Genomic DNA, 12,423 nt, shown 5'->3' on the forward strand with positions numbered 1-12,423 from the left:
TGCGGAGGGGGGGCTGCGCCTCGCGGCTTGGGTCAGGGACCGGTCGCGGCGGTCCGGCTTTGCTGGCGCGGCGCGCGGATCGGGCGATATTCGCAGGTGATCGCGAGCTCGCGCCGCGGGGCGGGCAGGAGATGGATGTGGAGCCGGGCTTCGGCGGCGACCGCGTCGAGCGCAAAGGCCTGCTCGGCCTCGTACATCTCGTCGCGGTGCGGCTGCACCCACTGCCGCACCGATGCGAGCGCGCGCGACTTCGCGCGCGCGAGCGTGTCCGCCACAATGAAAAGATTGCGGTGGCGCTCGAGAAATTCGCCCCGGACATAGCCGCCTAGATTGACATAATAGAGCCGTTCGGGACCCTCGAACGGCGCGGTCTTCAAAACCATGTCATAGCCATCGGCGTGATCGATCTCGGCCCAGCAGTCGATATGGAGGCTGCCCGGCGTGCCCCACCATTGGCGGCGGAGCGCATCATAAGTGTCGGTGATCGTGGGCGCGGCGACGAAGCGCATGTCGTGCAGCTCGATATTGGCGCCGGCCATCTCGCCTCCGACATATATGGCGAAGAGCTTCACGCGGCCTTCTCCTCGGCGGTCGCCTGGCCGATCGCGGCTGCGAGCTGTTCTCCGACCACCAGGCCCATTTCGTGCGAACTCGTGATCCCCTGGATGAAAGGGTGGCGGCCGAGCAGGAAGGGCAGGCTGAGGCAGAAGAGGCGGGATTCCGGGATATCGTCTGCAATCGGGTGGAAGGCATCGTCGATCGCGATGCCCCGCGCCTCCGACTTGCCGGCACCAGGCGCTGCATCGCGCACGATGCCCTGTTGCCGCAGCGAGGGGAATGGAAAGGCTGCGGCGCCGAGCGGGCGCTGGCCCATCGCCTCGATAAACACCTCAAAATGCCGCCGCTCGCCGCCCAGGATCAGGGACGCGCCTGCCTCTTCGCCGCTCGTGTCTATGCGGTAATCGTCGCCGATCGCGATGACATCGAGCCTCCCGGCGCGGTGGAGCGCGATCAGCCGCCGGATCGATTTGTGGGGAACGGTGGCATAATCGTCGACGAACACCGGCTTGAAGTAACGGACGAAGCGGCGGTAGTCCGTTCCCTCCAGATATGGCACGAGAAGCGCGAGAGTTTCGTGCATGCGCAGGATCGCGTAACGCCAGGCGACTGTGTGCCTTGCGGCATAGTCGTGCTGCGCTTCGGCGAGATTGGCCTCGGCCCACACAAAGGGATCGCTCGCTGCGCGCCGCGCAAAATAGGCTTCGCAGAAGCCCTCGAGGTCGAGGTCCTCCAAGCCGATGCCCGCGGCGTAAGGGGGATCGGCAGCGGCAAGCTCCGCCTTGAACAGTGCGAAGGCGGCATCGAGCAGCTGGTCTTCTTCGCTCGCGACGAGACGCGTGATCGCCTCCTCGGTACAGATGGCGAGCGGCTCATAGGGAAGCGGCGCATAGAAGTCGGCTTCGGGGAGCAGGCCCTTCCTCGACATCATCGTCATGTGGAATGCGTCGGTGGCGGATGCCGGACGATAATGCGTCTCGTCGTCCCGGGTTTCGTCAAACGAGCCATGGATGTTGGCGAGCGCGATACAGGCGTCGATGGCCGTGAGCGAGCTGCCGCGAATGCCGATATCGCAGGGCGGTACCGTGGCCAGAGCCGAGGCAGGCCAGGGGCTGAGGAAATAGCCCGGCCGAACCTCGGGCTCGGAGGGCCATTGGTGGCCCGTCGCGAGGACGACATGATCGAAAGCCTCGTCGGCGAGTTCGCCCGACCTCGTGCGAACCTTGAGTATCATCGCGCCCGACGTGCTGACGGCGTCCTCGACGCGGCATCGCGTGCGCAGCTCGACCTCGATACCGCGCGCGCGCGCCATGTCGATAACGGCGTCGAACTGGTCGCGGAAATATTCGCCGAGCGCGACGCGCGGATAGAAGGTCCGTTCGCCGATCGCATCGGGATCGATGCCGAGATCGGCGAGGCGCTCCGGCGGCTGACGTATCAGCCAGTCGCACAGCGTCTCGGCAAGCGGCGGGATTTCGATGCTGGCGATATTCGCCAGCATGGCGGGGTCGTTCCAGCCGGGCCGATAGGGCGTTCCGCGGCCCGCGATCGCCTGCGCCTCATACACAGCAAGACGGAAGGGCGGGGGGTTGTGGGCGAGAAGCGCATGCAGCGTGTAGAGCGTGGTCGGGCCGGCTCCGACAAAGGCTAGGCGGGATGTCATATTACGACAATGCTCCGGGCGCGCAGAAGTTCGGCCGACTTGCTCTGGGTCAATGCGAATTCTCCTCAGCTGCTCCGGGGCGCCCAGCCAAAAAAAGGGTCCGCATGCGCGGACCCGAAGGGGGCCATCAACTTGGCCGGGAGGATTAGTTTTCGGTGCCGGGAGTACCCGTCTTCGGCGGCTTGCCGTCTTCGATGCGGCCTTCGTTGCGAAGGTCGCGGCCTTCCTGCGCCTTGCGCTTGGCCTCGGGGCTGTCGCCGTTTTCGAAGGCTTCTTCCTTCACATAGCCGGCGGCTTCCTTGATCTGTCCCTTGACGCTCATGATACTCTCCATTGGCTGTGGGTTCTGGTCCGAGAAACCCTTGGACGCGGGCGAAAGTTGCCTGCGATCGCCCAGATTTATCTTCGCCGCCGTGCGCAACTTTGGCCGCATCGCGGCGTTTCGCGGCGCGGATGAAAGAGTGACGACGGCGAGGCTTGGCGATTGCCCTGACGCGTGCGAACGCCCTTCGGCGATCGTCGCCGAACCGCAACTTTTGTACCCTGCAGGCGTTCGCCCGTCATCATCAACGGGAGACGGGCGTGATCCACCAACAGTTCGAACTTGACCGCATCGATCGAAGCGCGCCCGACGCGATGCTCGCCTGGGCGCGCATATTGGGCGTCAGCCAGTCCGAGATATTGATCGCGGTCGCGGCAGTCGGCGATCGCGCCGATGCGGTTCGTACCTACCTCGCGCGGCCGTGGCCGGAGCCCCTCGCTTGACGGCGGGCCCCGAGGGGACGGGCGGCGACGCGGCTGCAGCGAACAGCCGTCGCCCGGACGGAATCAGCGAGAAGATGATCTCCGGGCAGCGCTGGCACCGCCACGCGAGCCCCGTTTCCTTCGTCCTGCTCGCTGCCATCGTCGCCGTCGCGCTATCGGGCCTCGTCGGTGGCCAGCCGAGTCCGCTGCGCGTCGAGGATTTTGGAGCGGCGCGGCTCGAGGTGAAGACGCCCTCGGTCATTCGCAACGGCGAGTTTTTCGAAACCCGCATTCGTGTCGAGGCGATCCGCGATGTTTCCGATGCGGTGCTTGCGGTCTCCCCGTCGCTCTGGACCGACATGACGATCAACACGATGCTCCCCGCCGCCGCCGAGGAAAGCTACAAGGACGGCGCCTATCGTTTCTCTTATGGGGAGCTTCGCGCGGGCGAGACGCTGGTCGTCAAGATCGATGGCCAGATCAACCCGCCGCTCTTCGCAGGAACCAAGGGCGAGATTGCGCTGTTCGACGGCGAGCAGCGGCTCGGCAGCATGCCGCTAGAGATCAAGGTCCTGCCCTGATGGATATCGTCCTTCGCGCGAGTGCGATGTTTTTCCTGCTCTATGCGCTCCTCCGTCTCATGGGGAAACGCGAACTGGGGCAGATGACGCCTTTCGAGCTGGTTCTGCTTGTGGTGATGGGCGACCTCATCCAGCAGGGCGTTACCCATAATGATTTCAGCCTGACCGGCGCGTTGCTCGCGATTGTGACCTTCGCCTTCTGGGCGCTCACCCTGAGCTGGGCGACCTATCTCTTTCCGCGGCTCAAGAATCTGCTCGAAGGCCATCCGCGCGTCGTGGTGAAGCAGGGCGAGATCATCCGCGACAATCTTCACCGCGACCGGCTTACCGCCGACGAGATCGAGTCCGAGATGCGGCTCGCGGGCATTGCCCACATTTCCGACGTGGAATGGGCGATCCTCGAGCCGCAGGGCAAGATCAGCTTCATCAAGCGGTCCGAAGGCGCGTCGCGCCAGCGCGATGCCGACGACGGCGCGGTTTGAGCGGATCGAGCGCAACTTTCGGGCTCGCCGCGCGCTGAACAGGCGCGGGGCATGACGATGGAGACTGCCATGAAACCGACCGAAGTCGACACCGACGCAACCCATATCCTCGCGGCCGATCATCGTGCCGTCGAAGCCCTGTTCGAGGAATTCGAGAAGGCCAGCGGCACCGACCGCAAGGCGAAGATCGCAGACCGGATCTGCACCGAGCTCAAGATCCATGCGCAGATCGAGGAGGAGGTCTTCTATCCGGCGCTCAAGGGAAAGATCGACGACGATCTCCTCAAGGAAGCTTATGTCGAGCATGATGGCGCCAAGATACTGATCAACGATATCGTCGCTTCGGGACCCGACGACGAATTTTTCGAGGCGAAGGTCACGGTGCTGTCGGAAGAGATCAAGCATCATGTGAAGGAAGAGGAAAAGCAGCACGACAATATGTTCCAGCAGGCGCGTGCCGCCGACGTCGACCTCGACGCACTCGGCGAAGGGATGCTTGCCCGGAAAGAGGAGCTGAAGCGTCAGGCCGAGACCGCGGGCCTTCCCCCCGCCGAACTCGCCACGATGTAGGGTGAGCGCTGCAACGCTGATCGAACGGCGGACGCGTAAGCTGGCCCGGCATCTGGCCGGAAAGACGCTGCGTTTCGTGACAGCCGAAAGCTGCACCGGCGGTCAGCTCTCAGCGGTTCTCGCAGCCGATGCCGCGCTCGGAGTTCATCTCGAGCGCGGCTTCATCGTCTATTCGGTCGACGCCAAATGCGAGATGCTCGGCGTCGCCCGAGAAGACGCCGAGCGAGATGGAGCGGTGAATCCCGAGGTCGCCGCCGCGATGGCGACTGGCGCTCTTCGGACAAGCCATGCCGAGATTGCAATTGCGATCACGGGGTTCTGCGGCCCTCGCGAAGGCCGCGAAGAGGTAGGCCTTGTCTACATTGGCGCCGCCGACGCCGACGCGGTGCGGGTCATGGATTTTCATTTCGGCGATATCGGCCGCCGCGATGTTCTCGATCAGGCCGTGGCCGCAGCGCTACAGATCATGATCGATGCGGCATCGTGAACGAGGGTCGCGGACACTCGGGCGGGCGGGGCCGCAGGCGCGCGCAGGGCCGAGTTCGGCAGCTGTCCTTAACGCGGCTCTTTTCGATTCAAGGCCCCAGCCTTGTGGGCAGCTCGCTTTCCCTCGGCCGTTTCGACCAGATATTCGGGGTTCGCCGGCGATGCCGCGACATGATGGCCTTTGATGTCCATTGCTTTCGTCACTTTTCGCACGACCTTGCCCTCGGCGCGTCCGCCGTGGCTCTTCCACGTCACCTCGTCGCCCTTCTTGGGTTCGTCTTTCATGGTCGCTCTCCTTTCCGTAAAACAGTCCGTGTGCGCGGCAAAGGTTCCTCTCGTGGAGCGGCGAGCAGCAAAGACATCTGGCGCAGGCCCGTTCGTTGCAGTTGCAGGTTAAGGTGGGGAGGCTGCGATGAATGACGATCATGCCCGCGGACAACGCGACGGTTTGCGGCTTGCCCTGGCCGTCCTTGCCGCTGAAGAGGCGAAATGGGCGGCGTTGCTTGGTGAGAGCCGATCCTGGCGGACGAACCGCGAACGCGAGGTGCGCTACAAGGCCCTGCAAGTCGCCCAGAAGCGGATACAGACATTGCTCAACCGCATGTCTCCAAAAGGGCCGGATGGGCTCGGCGATGAGGTCGCCGCCGCCCTTGAGAAAGCCGGACTCTGATCGGCGGCGCGCGCTCGGTTCATTATGGAGCGAGGCTGGCGAGCGCGACTTCGAGGCTATCAATGGTGAAAGGCTTCGCGAGGATCGGCTTGTCGTACCAGCAGGGGCCAGGCTGACCGACGAAACCGCCCGTCGCGACGAGGAAAGGGATCGACCGTGCAGCAAGAGCCTCTGCAACCGCGTCGCACGGCAAACCGGATTCGAGATAGACGTCCACAATCGCGGCATCGAATTCGCCTGTCGCGATATGTCTGAGCGCCGATGCGATATCGCCGGCGTCCCCGACAATATCATGCCCCAGCGCGCCCAGCGCATCTTCGAGCATCATGGCGACAAGTGGATCATCTTCGACGACCAATATCCTTTTGGGCATATTTTTCCTGCATTATCTGCGAGGCGCTTGCGGCGCGCTCACGAAGCTCGACTTACGGCGGCATCCGAGTGAATGTCCTCCCGGTGCCGCGCCTACGCCTGAGCATCGGCGACCCTCATCCAAAATCATATTGATCCATGTTAATCGCCACCCAGGCCGCCTGCAATCTCGGCTGATAGAGCTAGCAAGGCTGCTTGCCACGAAGGGCATGGCAGTGCATGCACGGCACAAATTGTTCGACCGGGCCGAGGGGCATATCGATGGAATCGGCCAGGATCTCGTCGCTCGGCCGCGACACGCGGGCGAGTCGCCTCATCATCCTTCTCCTGACGCTCGGATTTGTTGCGCTCCTCGCGGCGGCCTTGACTGCTTTTTATGTGCAGCGCCAGAATGAGGCCGACGCCCGAAAGGTGGCGCACACGCTCGCTGTCGAGGCAAATCTCGGGGCTTTCGCCAGCGCGACCGAACGAATGGAAACGGCGCGCCGCGGGCTGATCCTCACGCAGAACCCGGCCTTCGCGGCGATCATGGATGAGGCCGAGGACCGGTCGCGCGCCCAGCTCGCCTCGCTCGAGGCGCTGATTAGCGACAATCCAAACCAGCGCGGCCGCGCCGCCAGGCTCCGCGCGCATCTCGACGCCTATGGCCGTCATTACCAGGCGACTCTCGGCCTTCGCGGCACGGACCGCGCGGCATTGATCGCCGACTTCGCGAACGACAAGGGGGTGCTCGAGGTGCGCGCTGCGCGCGCGGTCGTCGAGACGATGCTCGAGCGCGAACTCGCCCTCCTCAAGGATCGCGAAGCACGCCAGCAGCGCACGCAATCCCTGTTCACCCTGACGCTGATCGGAACCGGGATTCTCCTGCTGGTCGTTGCAGCCGCCACGCTGCTCCTCGTTCGCAACAATCTCGTCGAGCTCCGCGCATCGCGCGCGGAACTTCGCCGTCTCAACGAAGGGCTTGAGGAACTGGTCGATGCGCGCACGGGCGAACTCAAGCGCGCCAATGCCGAAATCCAGCGCTTCGCCTATATCGTGTCGCACGATCTGCGTTCGCCACTCGTCAATGTGATGGGTTTCACGGCCGAACTCGAGACCGCGCGCAAGGCGATCTCGGGCTATCTCGAACAGGGCGATGCGCAGGGCTGGAAGGCGCCCGACGCCGCGACGCGGCTCGCGATCGAGGAGGATCTGCCGGAATCGATCGGCTTCATTCGCACCTCCACGCAGAAGATGGACCGGCTGATCAACGCGATCCTCAATCTCTCGCGCCAGGGTCGCCGCACGCTCGCGCCCGAAACGCTTGCTCTCGGCGACGTCGTGGGCGCGATCGTCGGCAGCCTGCAGCACCGCATCGACGAGACCGGCACGACGGTCGAAGTGTCGGACCTGCCGACCGTGATCAATGACCGGGTCGCGGTCGAGCAGATCCTCTCGAACCTCATCGAGAATGCCCTCAAATATTCGCAGCCGGGGCGGGCGGGGATCATTCGCATAACCGGGGGCGCCGATCTCGGGCGCGCTTGGGTGGCGGTCGCCGACAATGGTCGCGGCATCGAGCCGCGCGATCATGAACGCGTGTTCGACCTCTTCCGGAGGTCCGGTGTCCAGGATCAGCAGGGCGAGGGCATCGGCCTTGCCCACGCCCGCGCGCTTGCCTATCGCCTCGGCGGTAATATCGAAATCCAGTCCGAACTCGGTGCGGGTTCCACCTTTCGGCTGATCCTGCCTCTCGTGTGGCAAAGCGGAGAAGAAGATGCCTGACCAACTGCCCGTAAACATCGTGATGATCGAGGACGATGAGGGGCATGCGCGCCTTATCGAGAAGAACATCCGGCGCGCCGGCATTTCCAACAAGATCCATCATTTTCTTGACGGCACCTCGGCTCTCGAGTTCCTGTACGATGCGGCGGAGGGCCCGGTGCGCAACGGGCCGGCGCTCGTGCTGCTCGACCTCAATCTGCCCGACATGAGCGGGACCGACATTCTCGCCAGGCTGAAGGCCGACAGCAGTCCGCTGCGCCGCACGCCCGTCGTCGTGCTCACGACCACCGACGACAAGATCGAGATCCAGCGCTGCTACGACCTCGGCTGCAACGTCTATATCACCAAGCCGGTGAACTATGAGAATTTCGCCGACGCCATTCGCCAGCTCGGTCTCTTCCTGTCGGTGATCCAGGTCCCCGATCCCGACCCGGCTTGAGACCCGCCCTGGCCCACATTCTCTATATCGATGACGACGACGGCATGCGGCGGCTTGCGTCGCGCGCGCTTGGCCGGAAAGGTTATGAAGTCAGCCTCGCGGCAAGCGGCGGCGAGGGCGTCGACATGGCGAAGGTCACTGCCTTCGATCTCGTTGCCGTCGATCACTATATGCCCGGGCAGGACGGGCTTGCCACGCTCGAGGCGCTTCGCGCCCTGCGCGACTGCCCGCCCGTCGTCTATGTGACGGGCTCCGAGGAGAGCCGCATCGCCGTGGCGGCGTTGAAGTCGGGTGCCGACGATTATGTGGTAAAGTCGGTCGGCGAGGATTTCTTCGATCTCTTGGCCTCGAGCTTCGAACAGGTGCTCGAGCGTGCCCAGCTTCGGCGCGCGCGCGCCGAGGTGGAGAGCGAGCTGCGCGCGACCAATGCGCGGCTGGAAGCGCTGCTCAAGGAAGTGAACCACCGCGTCGCGAACAATCTCCAGATGGTGATGTCTTTCGTCGCCCTCCAGTCGAAGACGATCGCCGATCCCGCCGCCCGCGAGGCGCTGCAGAAGACGCAGCAACGGATCGCGACGGTCGCGCAAGTCAACCGGCGCCTCTACACCACCGACGACGTCGAATATGTGGCGATGGACGACTATCTGGGCGGCCTTGCCGAGGATCTCTCGGCAACCTGGTCGACAGGGGTCGCCGCGCGGCGTGTCATCGCCGACGTCGAGCCCATGCGTGTGGCCACCGACAAGGCCGTGGCGCTCGGCATGATCGCCAACGAATGGGTGAGCAACGCGTGCAAATATGCCTATGGCGACAGCCGTGATGGCGAGATTCGGATATCGCTTCGCCGGGCCGACGAGACATTGCTCGAACTCGCGGTTGTCGACGACGGGGCAGGGATGCCGTCCGACGGAACGGCGCGCGGCACGGGTCTCGGAACGCGCCTCATCGAAGCGTTGGCGCGGACCCACAAGGCGGCTGTCTCTTACGGCGCGGTCGATGCATCGCGCGATATGCCGGGCACGAGCGCGCTCATCCGGATCCAGTTGCGACCGGGCGAGCTCAAAGCCTAGTTTGCGCCGCGCGGCTGCCGCGCGGGTTCGGCCGCCGCTGACGGGCGAGGCTGGACGAGCGCATCGGACTGCTTTTCGGGGCGGATGTAGATCGAGCTGATATCGCTCGACGCGGCCTTGAGCTCGGCCTCGATCGCCTCGATCAGCGTCTCGGCCTCGCCCATGGCGAGACGATCCTCGAAGTCGGCGCTTACCGCGACGAAGATCGAATTGGGTGCGGTGTGGATCGTGCGCACATGATTGACCGCTGTAATTTCGCGGCGCCGTTCGACGATGGTCCAGATACGCGCGATCAGTTCGGGGTCCGCAGCCTCGCCGATCAACAGCTCCTTCGCTTCGCGGGCTAGAAGGATCGCGACCGCCGCCAGGATTGCGCCGATCGCCATCGAGGCGATGCCGTCGATCCGCGGATCCCCTGTCGCATGGCTCAGCCATATGCCGCCGGCGGCGATGGCGAGGCCGGCGAGCGCGGCGCTGTCTTCGAACAGAACGATGAAACCTGCGGGATCCTTCGACCGCCGCACCGCCGTCCACCAGCCGAGCCCGCGCCGCCCGGCGTTGAACTCGCGCACCGCGATCGTCCACGACGCACCCTCGAGCAGGAAGGCGATGGCGAGCACCACATAGTTGATCGTCGGATCGCGAAGCGGCTCGGGATCCCGGTAGTGAATCCAGCCTTCGTAGATGGAAATGCCGGCTCCGACAGCAAAGATGAGGATTGCGACGACGAACGCCCAGAAATAAAGTTCGCGGCCGTAGCCGAAGGGGTGACGATTGTCGGGCGGCCGCTTTGCCTTCGCCTGGCCGTAGAGGAGCAGCATCTGATTGCCGCTGTCGACGAGCGAATGGACCCCTTCCGATAGCATCGACGAGGAACCACTGATCGCCGCGGCGACAAATTTGGCGACGGCGATGCCGAGATTGGCAAAGAGCGCACCGTAAAGCACGATGTTCGCCCTGATATGATGCGCCCTCGAGCGCGGCTTGCCCGTATCAGACTGGTCTATCACCGAGCTACCTTCGCCATCGCGGCCCAAGGGGCCGCGCAGGCTCTCGATATCGATAGACAGGGGATGGGACGCGTCATGGGTCAGCTACGCCCGGCGGGGCGGCACGTTCCCGAGACGCGTCGCTATGTCCCAAGCCGGGCGGCTCCGCCTGATTATCTTTTGCTGGCTGCAGCAGCGACCGGTGATTCCATCGCGAGCGCGCGAGGTCCGGTGACGCGCCACACGGTGTTCGAGAGATCGTCGGCGATCCAGAGCGCGCCGCGCGCCGGGTCCCAGGTGACGCCGACCGGGCGGCCGCGCGCTTTGCCGTCCTTGATGAAGCCGGTCACGAAATCCTTCGGCTTGCCGGCAGGACGTCCGTTGGCGAAGGGGATGAAGCTGACCTTGTAGCCCGCGAGAGTCTGGCGGTTCCAGCTGCCATGCTCTCCAACGAAGGCGCCCGTCTCATAGCCCGGTAGCCCGCCTTCGGTCGCAAAGCTCAGCCCGAGCGGCGCGACGTGCGAACCGAGCGCATAATCGGGAGTGACTGCGGTCCTGACGAGCTCGGGCTTTTGTGGATGAACGCGCGGGTCGGGATGACGTCCCCAATAACTGTAGGGCCAGCCGTAGAAAGCGCCCTCGCGCACCGAGGTCAGATAATCGGGTACGAGCTCGGCGCCAAGCTCGTCGCGTTCGTTCACCACCGCCCAGAGGACGTTCGACGATGGCTCGAAGGCGAGGGCGGTCGGGTTGCGGATGCCCGAGACGAAGATGCGGCTCGCGCCGGTGGCGGCATCGACCTCCCAAACGACGGCGCGATCCTCCTCGATGCTCATTCCCCGCTCGCCGATATTGCTGTTCGAGCCGATGCCGACATAAAGCTTCGACCCGTCCGCGCTCGCGGCGAGCGATTTCGTCCAGTGATGATTGATCGCTGCGGGGAGCTTGGTCACTTCCTCGCCCTTGCCCGCGATGCGCGTCGCGCCCGGCGTGTAGGCGAAGCGCAGCAGCGCACCCTGGTTGGCGACATAAAGGTCGTTCCCGACGAGCGCGAGGCCATAGGGCGCATCGAGATCCTCGATGAAGCTGGTGCGAAGTTCGGGTTTGCCGTCGCCGTTCGCGTCGCGAAGCAAGGTGATGCGGTCGCCGCCCTTCACCGAGGATTTTCCAAGGCTCTTGATATAGCCCGCGATCACATCCTTCGGGCGGAGCTTCGGTGCATGGCCGCCCGAACCTTCGGCGACGAGAATGTCGCCATTTGGGAGCACGAGAATCTGGCGCGGAATCTTGAGGTCGGTCGCGACCGGCACGATCTTGAAACCGGCTGGAACGATCGGAAGCTCGCCGTTCCATCCTGCAGGCTTGGCGATTTTCATCGGTGGGACGAGCGTCTCGTCGATCTTCGGCAGGCTTGGGCTGGCGCCCGTCTGGTCGAGCTTTTCATCGCCTTTGCCGCAGCCGGCGAGCGCGGCCGCTAGCGCCGCCGCAGCGACGAGGCCGAGGGAGGTCTGGCGGTTCATGCGCGGGGCTCCTTCGCTGCGTGGAGAAGCCAGGCGGCGGCAATCGCTGCAACTGTGGATAGGGCCGAGAGGGTCACGCCGGCCGTGCCGACCGAACTCCAGGCATCCTGGCTATGCTTGAAGGCGTTCACGAGGCCCGCGATCCACATAACGAGGATCAGCAGAAAATAGGCGATGGCAGGCCCGCGCTTTGGCTGCTTTCGGCCTCGGACAAATGCTATGGCGGACCACAGGAGCACCGGAGCCCCGAATATCAGCCCGCCCGTTATCAACCAGGCCGAGAAATTGCTCCACTGCATCTCGGCGCTGTTGAGATAGGTGATGTCGGAAAGGAGCGCGCTGCTGAACAGGGCGACCGGAAAGGCGAGGAGAATGGCGTGCAGCGGATGGGGCGCGTGTCGGCGATAGGGCGGGTCGGTGAGAGGCGATGGGGCCGTTGCCATATTGATCTCCATGCAGGCCCCCGTCTGGATAATGCGCCGACCGCCCAATAGTTTCCCGGAACCCGCGCGCCG

General features: G+C 64.4%; 17 protein-coding genes. 9 read left to right on the forward strand and 8 right to left on the reverse strand.

Annotated elements, in window-relative coordinates; translation table 11 throughout:
- Nucleotides 1-32 precede the first annotated feature (32 nt).
- The 3 genes from AC3WS4_RS23225 to AC3WS4_RS23235 form a co-directional block, all read right to left on the reverse strand.
- Complete coding sequence (locus tag AC3WS4_RS23225; RefSeq protein ID WP_492740729.1) at nt 33-572, reverse strand: DUF1543 domain-containing protein; 540 nt, start codon at nt 570-572, stop codon at nt 33-35.
- Complete coding sequence (locus AC3WS4_RS23230) at nt 569-2,221, reverse strand: FAD/NAD(P)-binding protein (protein WP_492740728.1); 1,653 nt, start codon at nt 2,219-2,221, stop codon at nt 569-571. The genes AC3WS4_RS23225 and AC3WS4_RS23230 overlap by 4 nt, the downstream gene beginning before the upstream one ends.
- 145 nt (nt 2,222-2,366) lie before the next feature.
- Nucleotides 2,367-2,543, reverse strand: coding sequence for a hypothetical protein (locus AC3WS4_RS23235; protein WP_167346272.1), 177 nt, complete (start codon nt 2,541-2,543; stop codon nt 2,367-2,369).
- 260 nt (nt 2,544-2,803) lie between these two features.
- Here AC3WS4_RS23235 and AC3WS4_RS23240 point away from each other — a divergent pair, with 260 nt between their 5' ends.
- The 5 genes from AC3WS4_RS23240 (at nt 2,804) to AC3WS4_RS23260 (ending at nt 5,085) form a co-directional block, all read left to right on the forward strand.
- Nucleotides 2,804-2,986, forward strand: a complete 183-nt coding sequence (locus AC3WS4_RS23240) for a DUF3606 domain-containing protein (RefSeq protein WP_056350250.1) — start codon at nt 2,804-2,806, stop codon at nt 2,984-2,986.
- On the forward strand, nt 2,983-3,546 hold the full coding sequence (locus AC3WS4_RS23245; protein ID WP_056350252.1) for a hypothetical protein: 564 nt from the start codon (nt 2,983-2,985) through the stop codon (nt 3,544-3,546). Before AC3WS4_RS23240 ends, AC3WS4_RS23245 begins: the two co-directional genes overlap by 4 nt.
- Nucleotides 3,546-4,028: a DUF421 domain-containing protein gene (locus AC3WS4_RS23250; RefSeq protein WP_056350254.1), complete on the forward strand. Its 483-nt coding sequence runs from the start codon at nt 3,546-3,548 to the stop codon at nt 4,026-4,028. Before AC3WS4_RS23245 ends, AC3WS4_RS23250 begins: the two co-directional genes overlap by 1 nt.
- Nucleotides 4,029-4,097: 69 nt before the next feature.
- On the forward strand, nt 4,098-4,598 hold the full coding sequence (locus AC3WS4_RS23255; protein ID WP_492740727.1) for a hemerythrin domain-containing protein: 501 nt from the start codon (nt 4,098-4,100) through the stop codon (nt 4,596-4,598).
- Nucleotide 4,599: 1 nt separating this feature from the next.
- The gene (locus AC3WS4_RS23260; protein WP_062179514.1) at nt 4,600-5,085 is read left to right on the forward strand and encodes a CinA family protein; all 486 of its coding nucleotides are present in this window, start codon (nt 4,600-4,602) and stop codon (nt 5,083-5,085) included.
- A 68-nt stretch (nt 5,086-5,153) separates the two neighbouring features.
- Here the strand turns inward: AC3WS4_RS23260 and AC3WS4_RS23265 are convergent, their stop codons facing one another.
- Complete coding sequence (locus AC3WS4_RS23265) at nt 5,154-5,369, reverse strand: hypervirulence associated TUDOR domain-containing protein (protein ID WP_062179519.1); 216 nt, start codon at nt 5,367-5,369, stop codon at nt 5,154-5,156.
- Between the two features lie 127 nt (nt 5,370-5,496).
- Between AC3WS4_RS23265 and AC3WS4_RS23270 the strand changes: the two genes are divergently transcribed.
- Nucleotides 5,497-5,754 (forward strand): hypothetical protein, encoded by a 258-nt coding sequence (locus tag AC3WS4_RS23270; RefSeq protein ID WP_062179522.1) that lies wholly within the window; start codon nt 5,497-5,499, stop codon nt 5,752-5,754.
- 22 nt (nt 5,755-5,776) lie between these two features.
- On the opposite strand, the gene AC3WS4_RS23275 is transcribed toward AC3WS4_RS23270, so the two are convergent.
- Nucleotides 5,777-6,082: a response regulator gene (locus AC3WS4_RS23275; RefSeq protein WP_492743018.1), complete on the reverse strand. Its 306-nt coding sequence runs from the start codon at nt 6,080-6,082 to the stop codon at nt 5,777-5,779.
- Nucleotides 6,083-6,387: 305 nt separating this feature from the next.
- Here AC3WS4_RS23275 and AC3WS4_RS23280 point away from each other — a divergent pair, with 305 nt between their 5' ends.
- From AC3WS4_RS23280 to AC3WS4_RS23290, 3 genes are read left to right on the forward strand one after another with little or no spacing between them, the layout of a single operon-like run.
- On the forward strand, nt 6,388-7,890 hold the full coding sequence (locus AC3WS4_RS23280) for a sensor histidine kinase (RefSeq protein ID WP_062179527.1): 1,503 nt from the start codon (nt 6,388-6,390) through the stop codon (nt 7,888-7,890).
- A complete protein-coding gene (locus tag AC3WS4_RS23285; protein ID WP_056350270.1) occupies nt 7,883-8,329 on the forward strand; it encodes a response regulator in 447 nt (148 codons plus the stop codon). Before AC3WS4_RS23280 ends, AC3WS4_RS23285 begins: the two co-directional genes overlap by 8 nt.
- On the forward strand, nt 8,326-9,399 hold the full coding sequence (locus AC3WS4_RS23290; protein ID WP_492740726.1) for a sensor histidine kinase: 1,074 nt from the start codon (nt 8,326-8,328) through the stop codon (nt 9,397-9,399). Before AC3WS4_RS23285 ends, AC3WS4_RS23290 begins: the two co-directional genes overlap by 4 nt.
- On the opposite strand, the gene AC3WS4_RS23295 is transcribed toward AC3WS4_RS23290, so the two are convergent.
- From AC3WS4_RS23295 to AC3WS4_RS23305, 3 genes are all read right to left on the reverse strand, one after another.
- Nucleotides 9,396-10,409, reverse strand: a complete 1,014-nt coding sequence (locus AC3WS4_RS23295; RefSeq protein WP_235535732.1) for a cation diffusion facilitator family transporter — start codon at nt 10,407-10,409, stop codon at nt 9,396-9,398. The two genes, AC3WS4_RS23290 and AC3WS4_RS23295, sit on opposite strands and share 4 nt — an antisense overlap.
- 152 nt (nt 10,410-10,561) lie before the next feature.
- Nucleotides 10,562-11,908 carry a PQQ-dependent sugar dehydrogenase gene (locus AC3WS4_RS23300; protein ID WP_492740725.1) on the reverse strand — a complete coding sequence of 449 codons (1,347 nt, stop codon included), beginning with the start codon at nt 11,906-11,908 and terminating at the stop codon, nt 10,562-10,564.
- Nucleotides 11,905-12,363, reverse strand: a complete 459-nt coding sequence (locus AC3WS4_RS23305; protein ID WP_492740724.1) for a DUF2231 domain-containing protein — start codon at nt 12,361-12,363, stop codon at nt 11,905-11,907. Before AC3WS4_RS23305 ends, AC3WS4_RS23300 begins: the two co-directional genes overlap by 4 nt.
- Nucleotides 12,364-12,423: the final 60 nt, after the last annotated feature.

Source organism: Sphingopyxis sp. EU05-FHT14B03 (assembly GCF_058790875.1).

Bases quoted from the DNA above. Each gene is read 5' to 3' on its own strand.
- AC3WS4_RS23230 (WP_492740728.1), bottom strand. From the start codon at position 2,221: ATGACATCCCGCCTAGCCTTTGTCGGAGCCGGCCCGACCACGCTCTAC.
- AC3WS4_RS23235 (WP_167346272.1), bottom strand. From the start codon at position 2,543: ATGAGCGTCAAGGGACAGATCAAGGAAGCCGCCGGCTATGTGAAGGAA.
- AC3WS4_RS23250 (WP_056350254.1), top strand. From the start codon at position 3,546: ATGGATATCGTCCTTCGCGCGAGTGCGATGTTTTTCCTGCTCTATGCG.
- AC3WS4_RS23255 (WP_492740727.1), top strand. From the start codon at position 4,098: ATGAAACCGACCGAAGTCGACACCGACGCAACCCATATCCTCGCGGCC.
- AC3WS4_RS23265 (WP_062179519.1), bottom strand. From the start codon at position 5,369: ATGAAAGACGAACCCAAGAAGGGCGACGAGGTGACGTGGAAGAGCCAC.
- AC3WS4_RS23270 (WP_062179522.1), top strand. From the start codon at position 5,497: ATGAATGACGATCATGCCCGCGGACAACGCGACGGTTTGCGGCTTGCC.
- AC3WS4_RS23275 (WP_492743018.1), bottom strand. From the start codon at position 6,082: ATGATGCTCGAAGATGCGCTGGGCGCGCTGGGGCATGATATTGTCGGG.
- AC3WS4_RS23280 (WP_062179527.1), top strand. From the start codon at position 6,388: ATGGAATCGGCCAGGATCTCGTCGCTCGGCCGCGACACGCGGGCGAGT.
- AC3WS4_RS23285 (WP_056350270.1), top strand. From the start codon at position 7,883: ATGCCTGACCAACTGCCCGTAAACATCGTGATGATCGAGGACGATGAG.
- AC3WS4_RS23300 (WP_492740725.1), bottom strand. From the start codon at position 11,908: ATGAACCGCCAGACCTCCCTCGGCCTCGTCGCTGCGGCGGCGCTAGCG.
- AC3WS4_RS23305 (WP_492740724.1), bottom strand. From the start codon at position 12,363: ATGGAGATCAATATGGCAACGGCCCCATCGCCTCTCACCGACCCGCCC.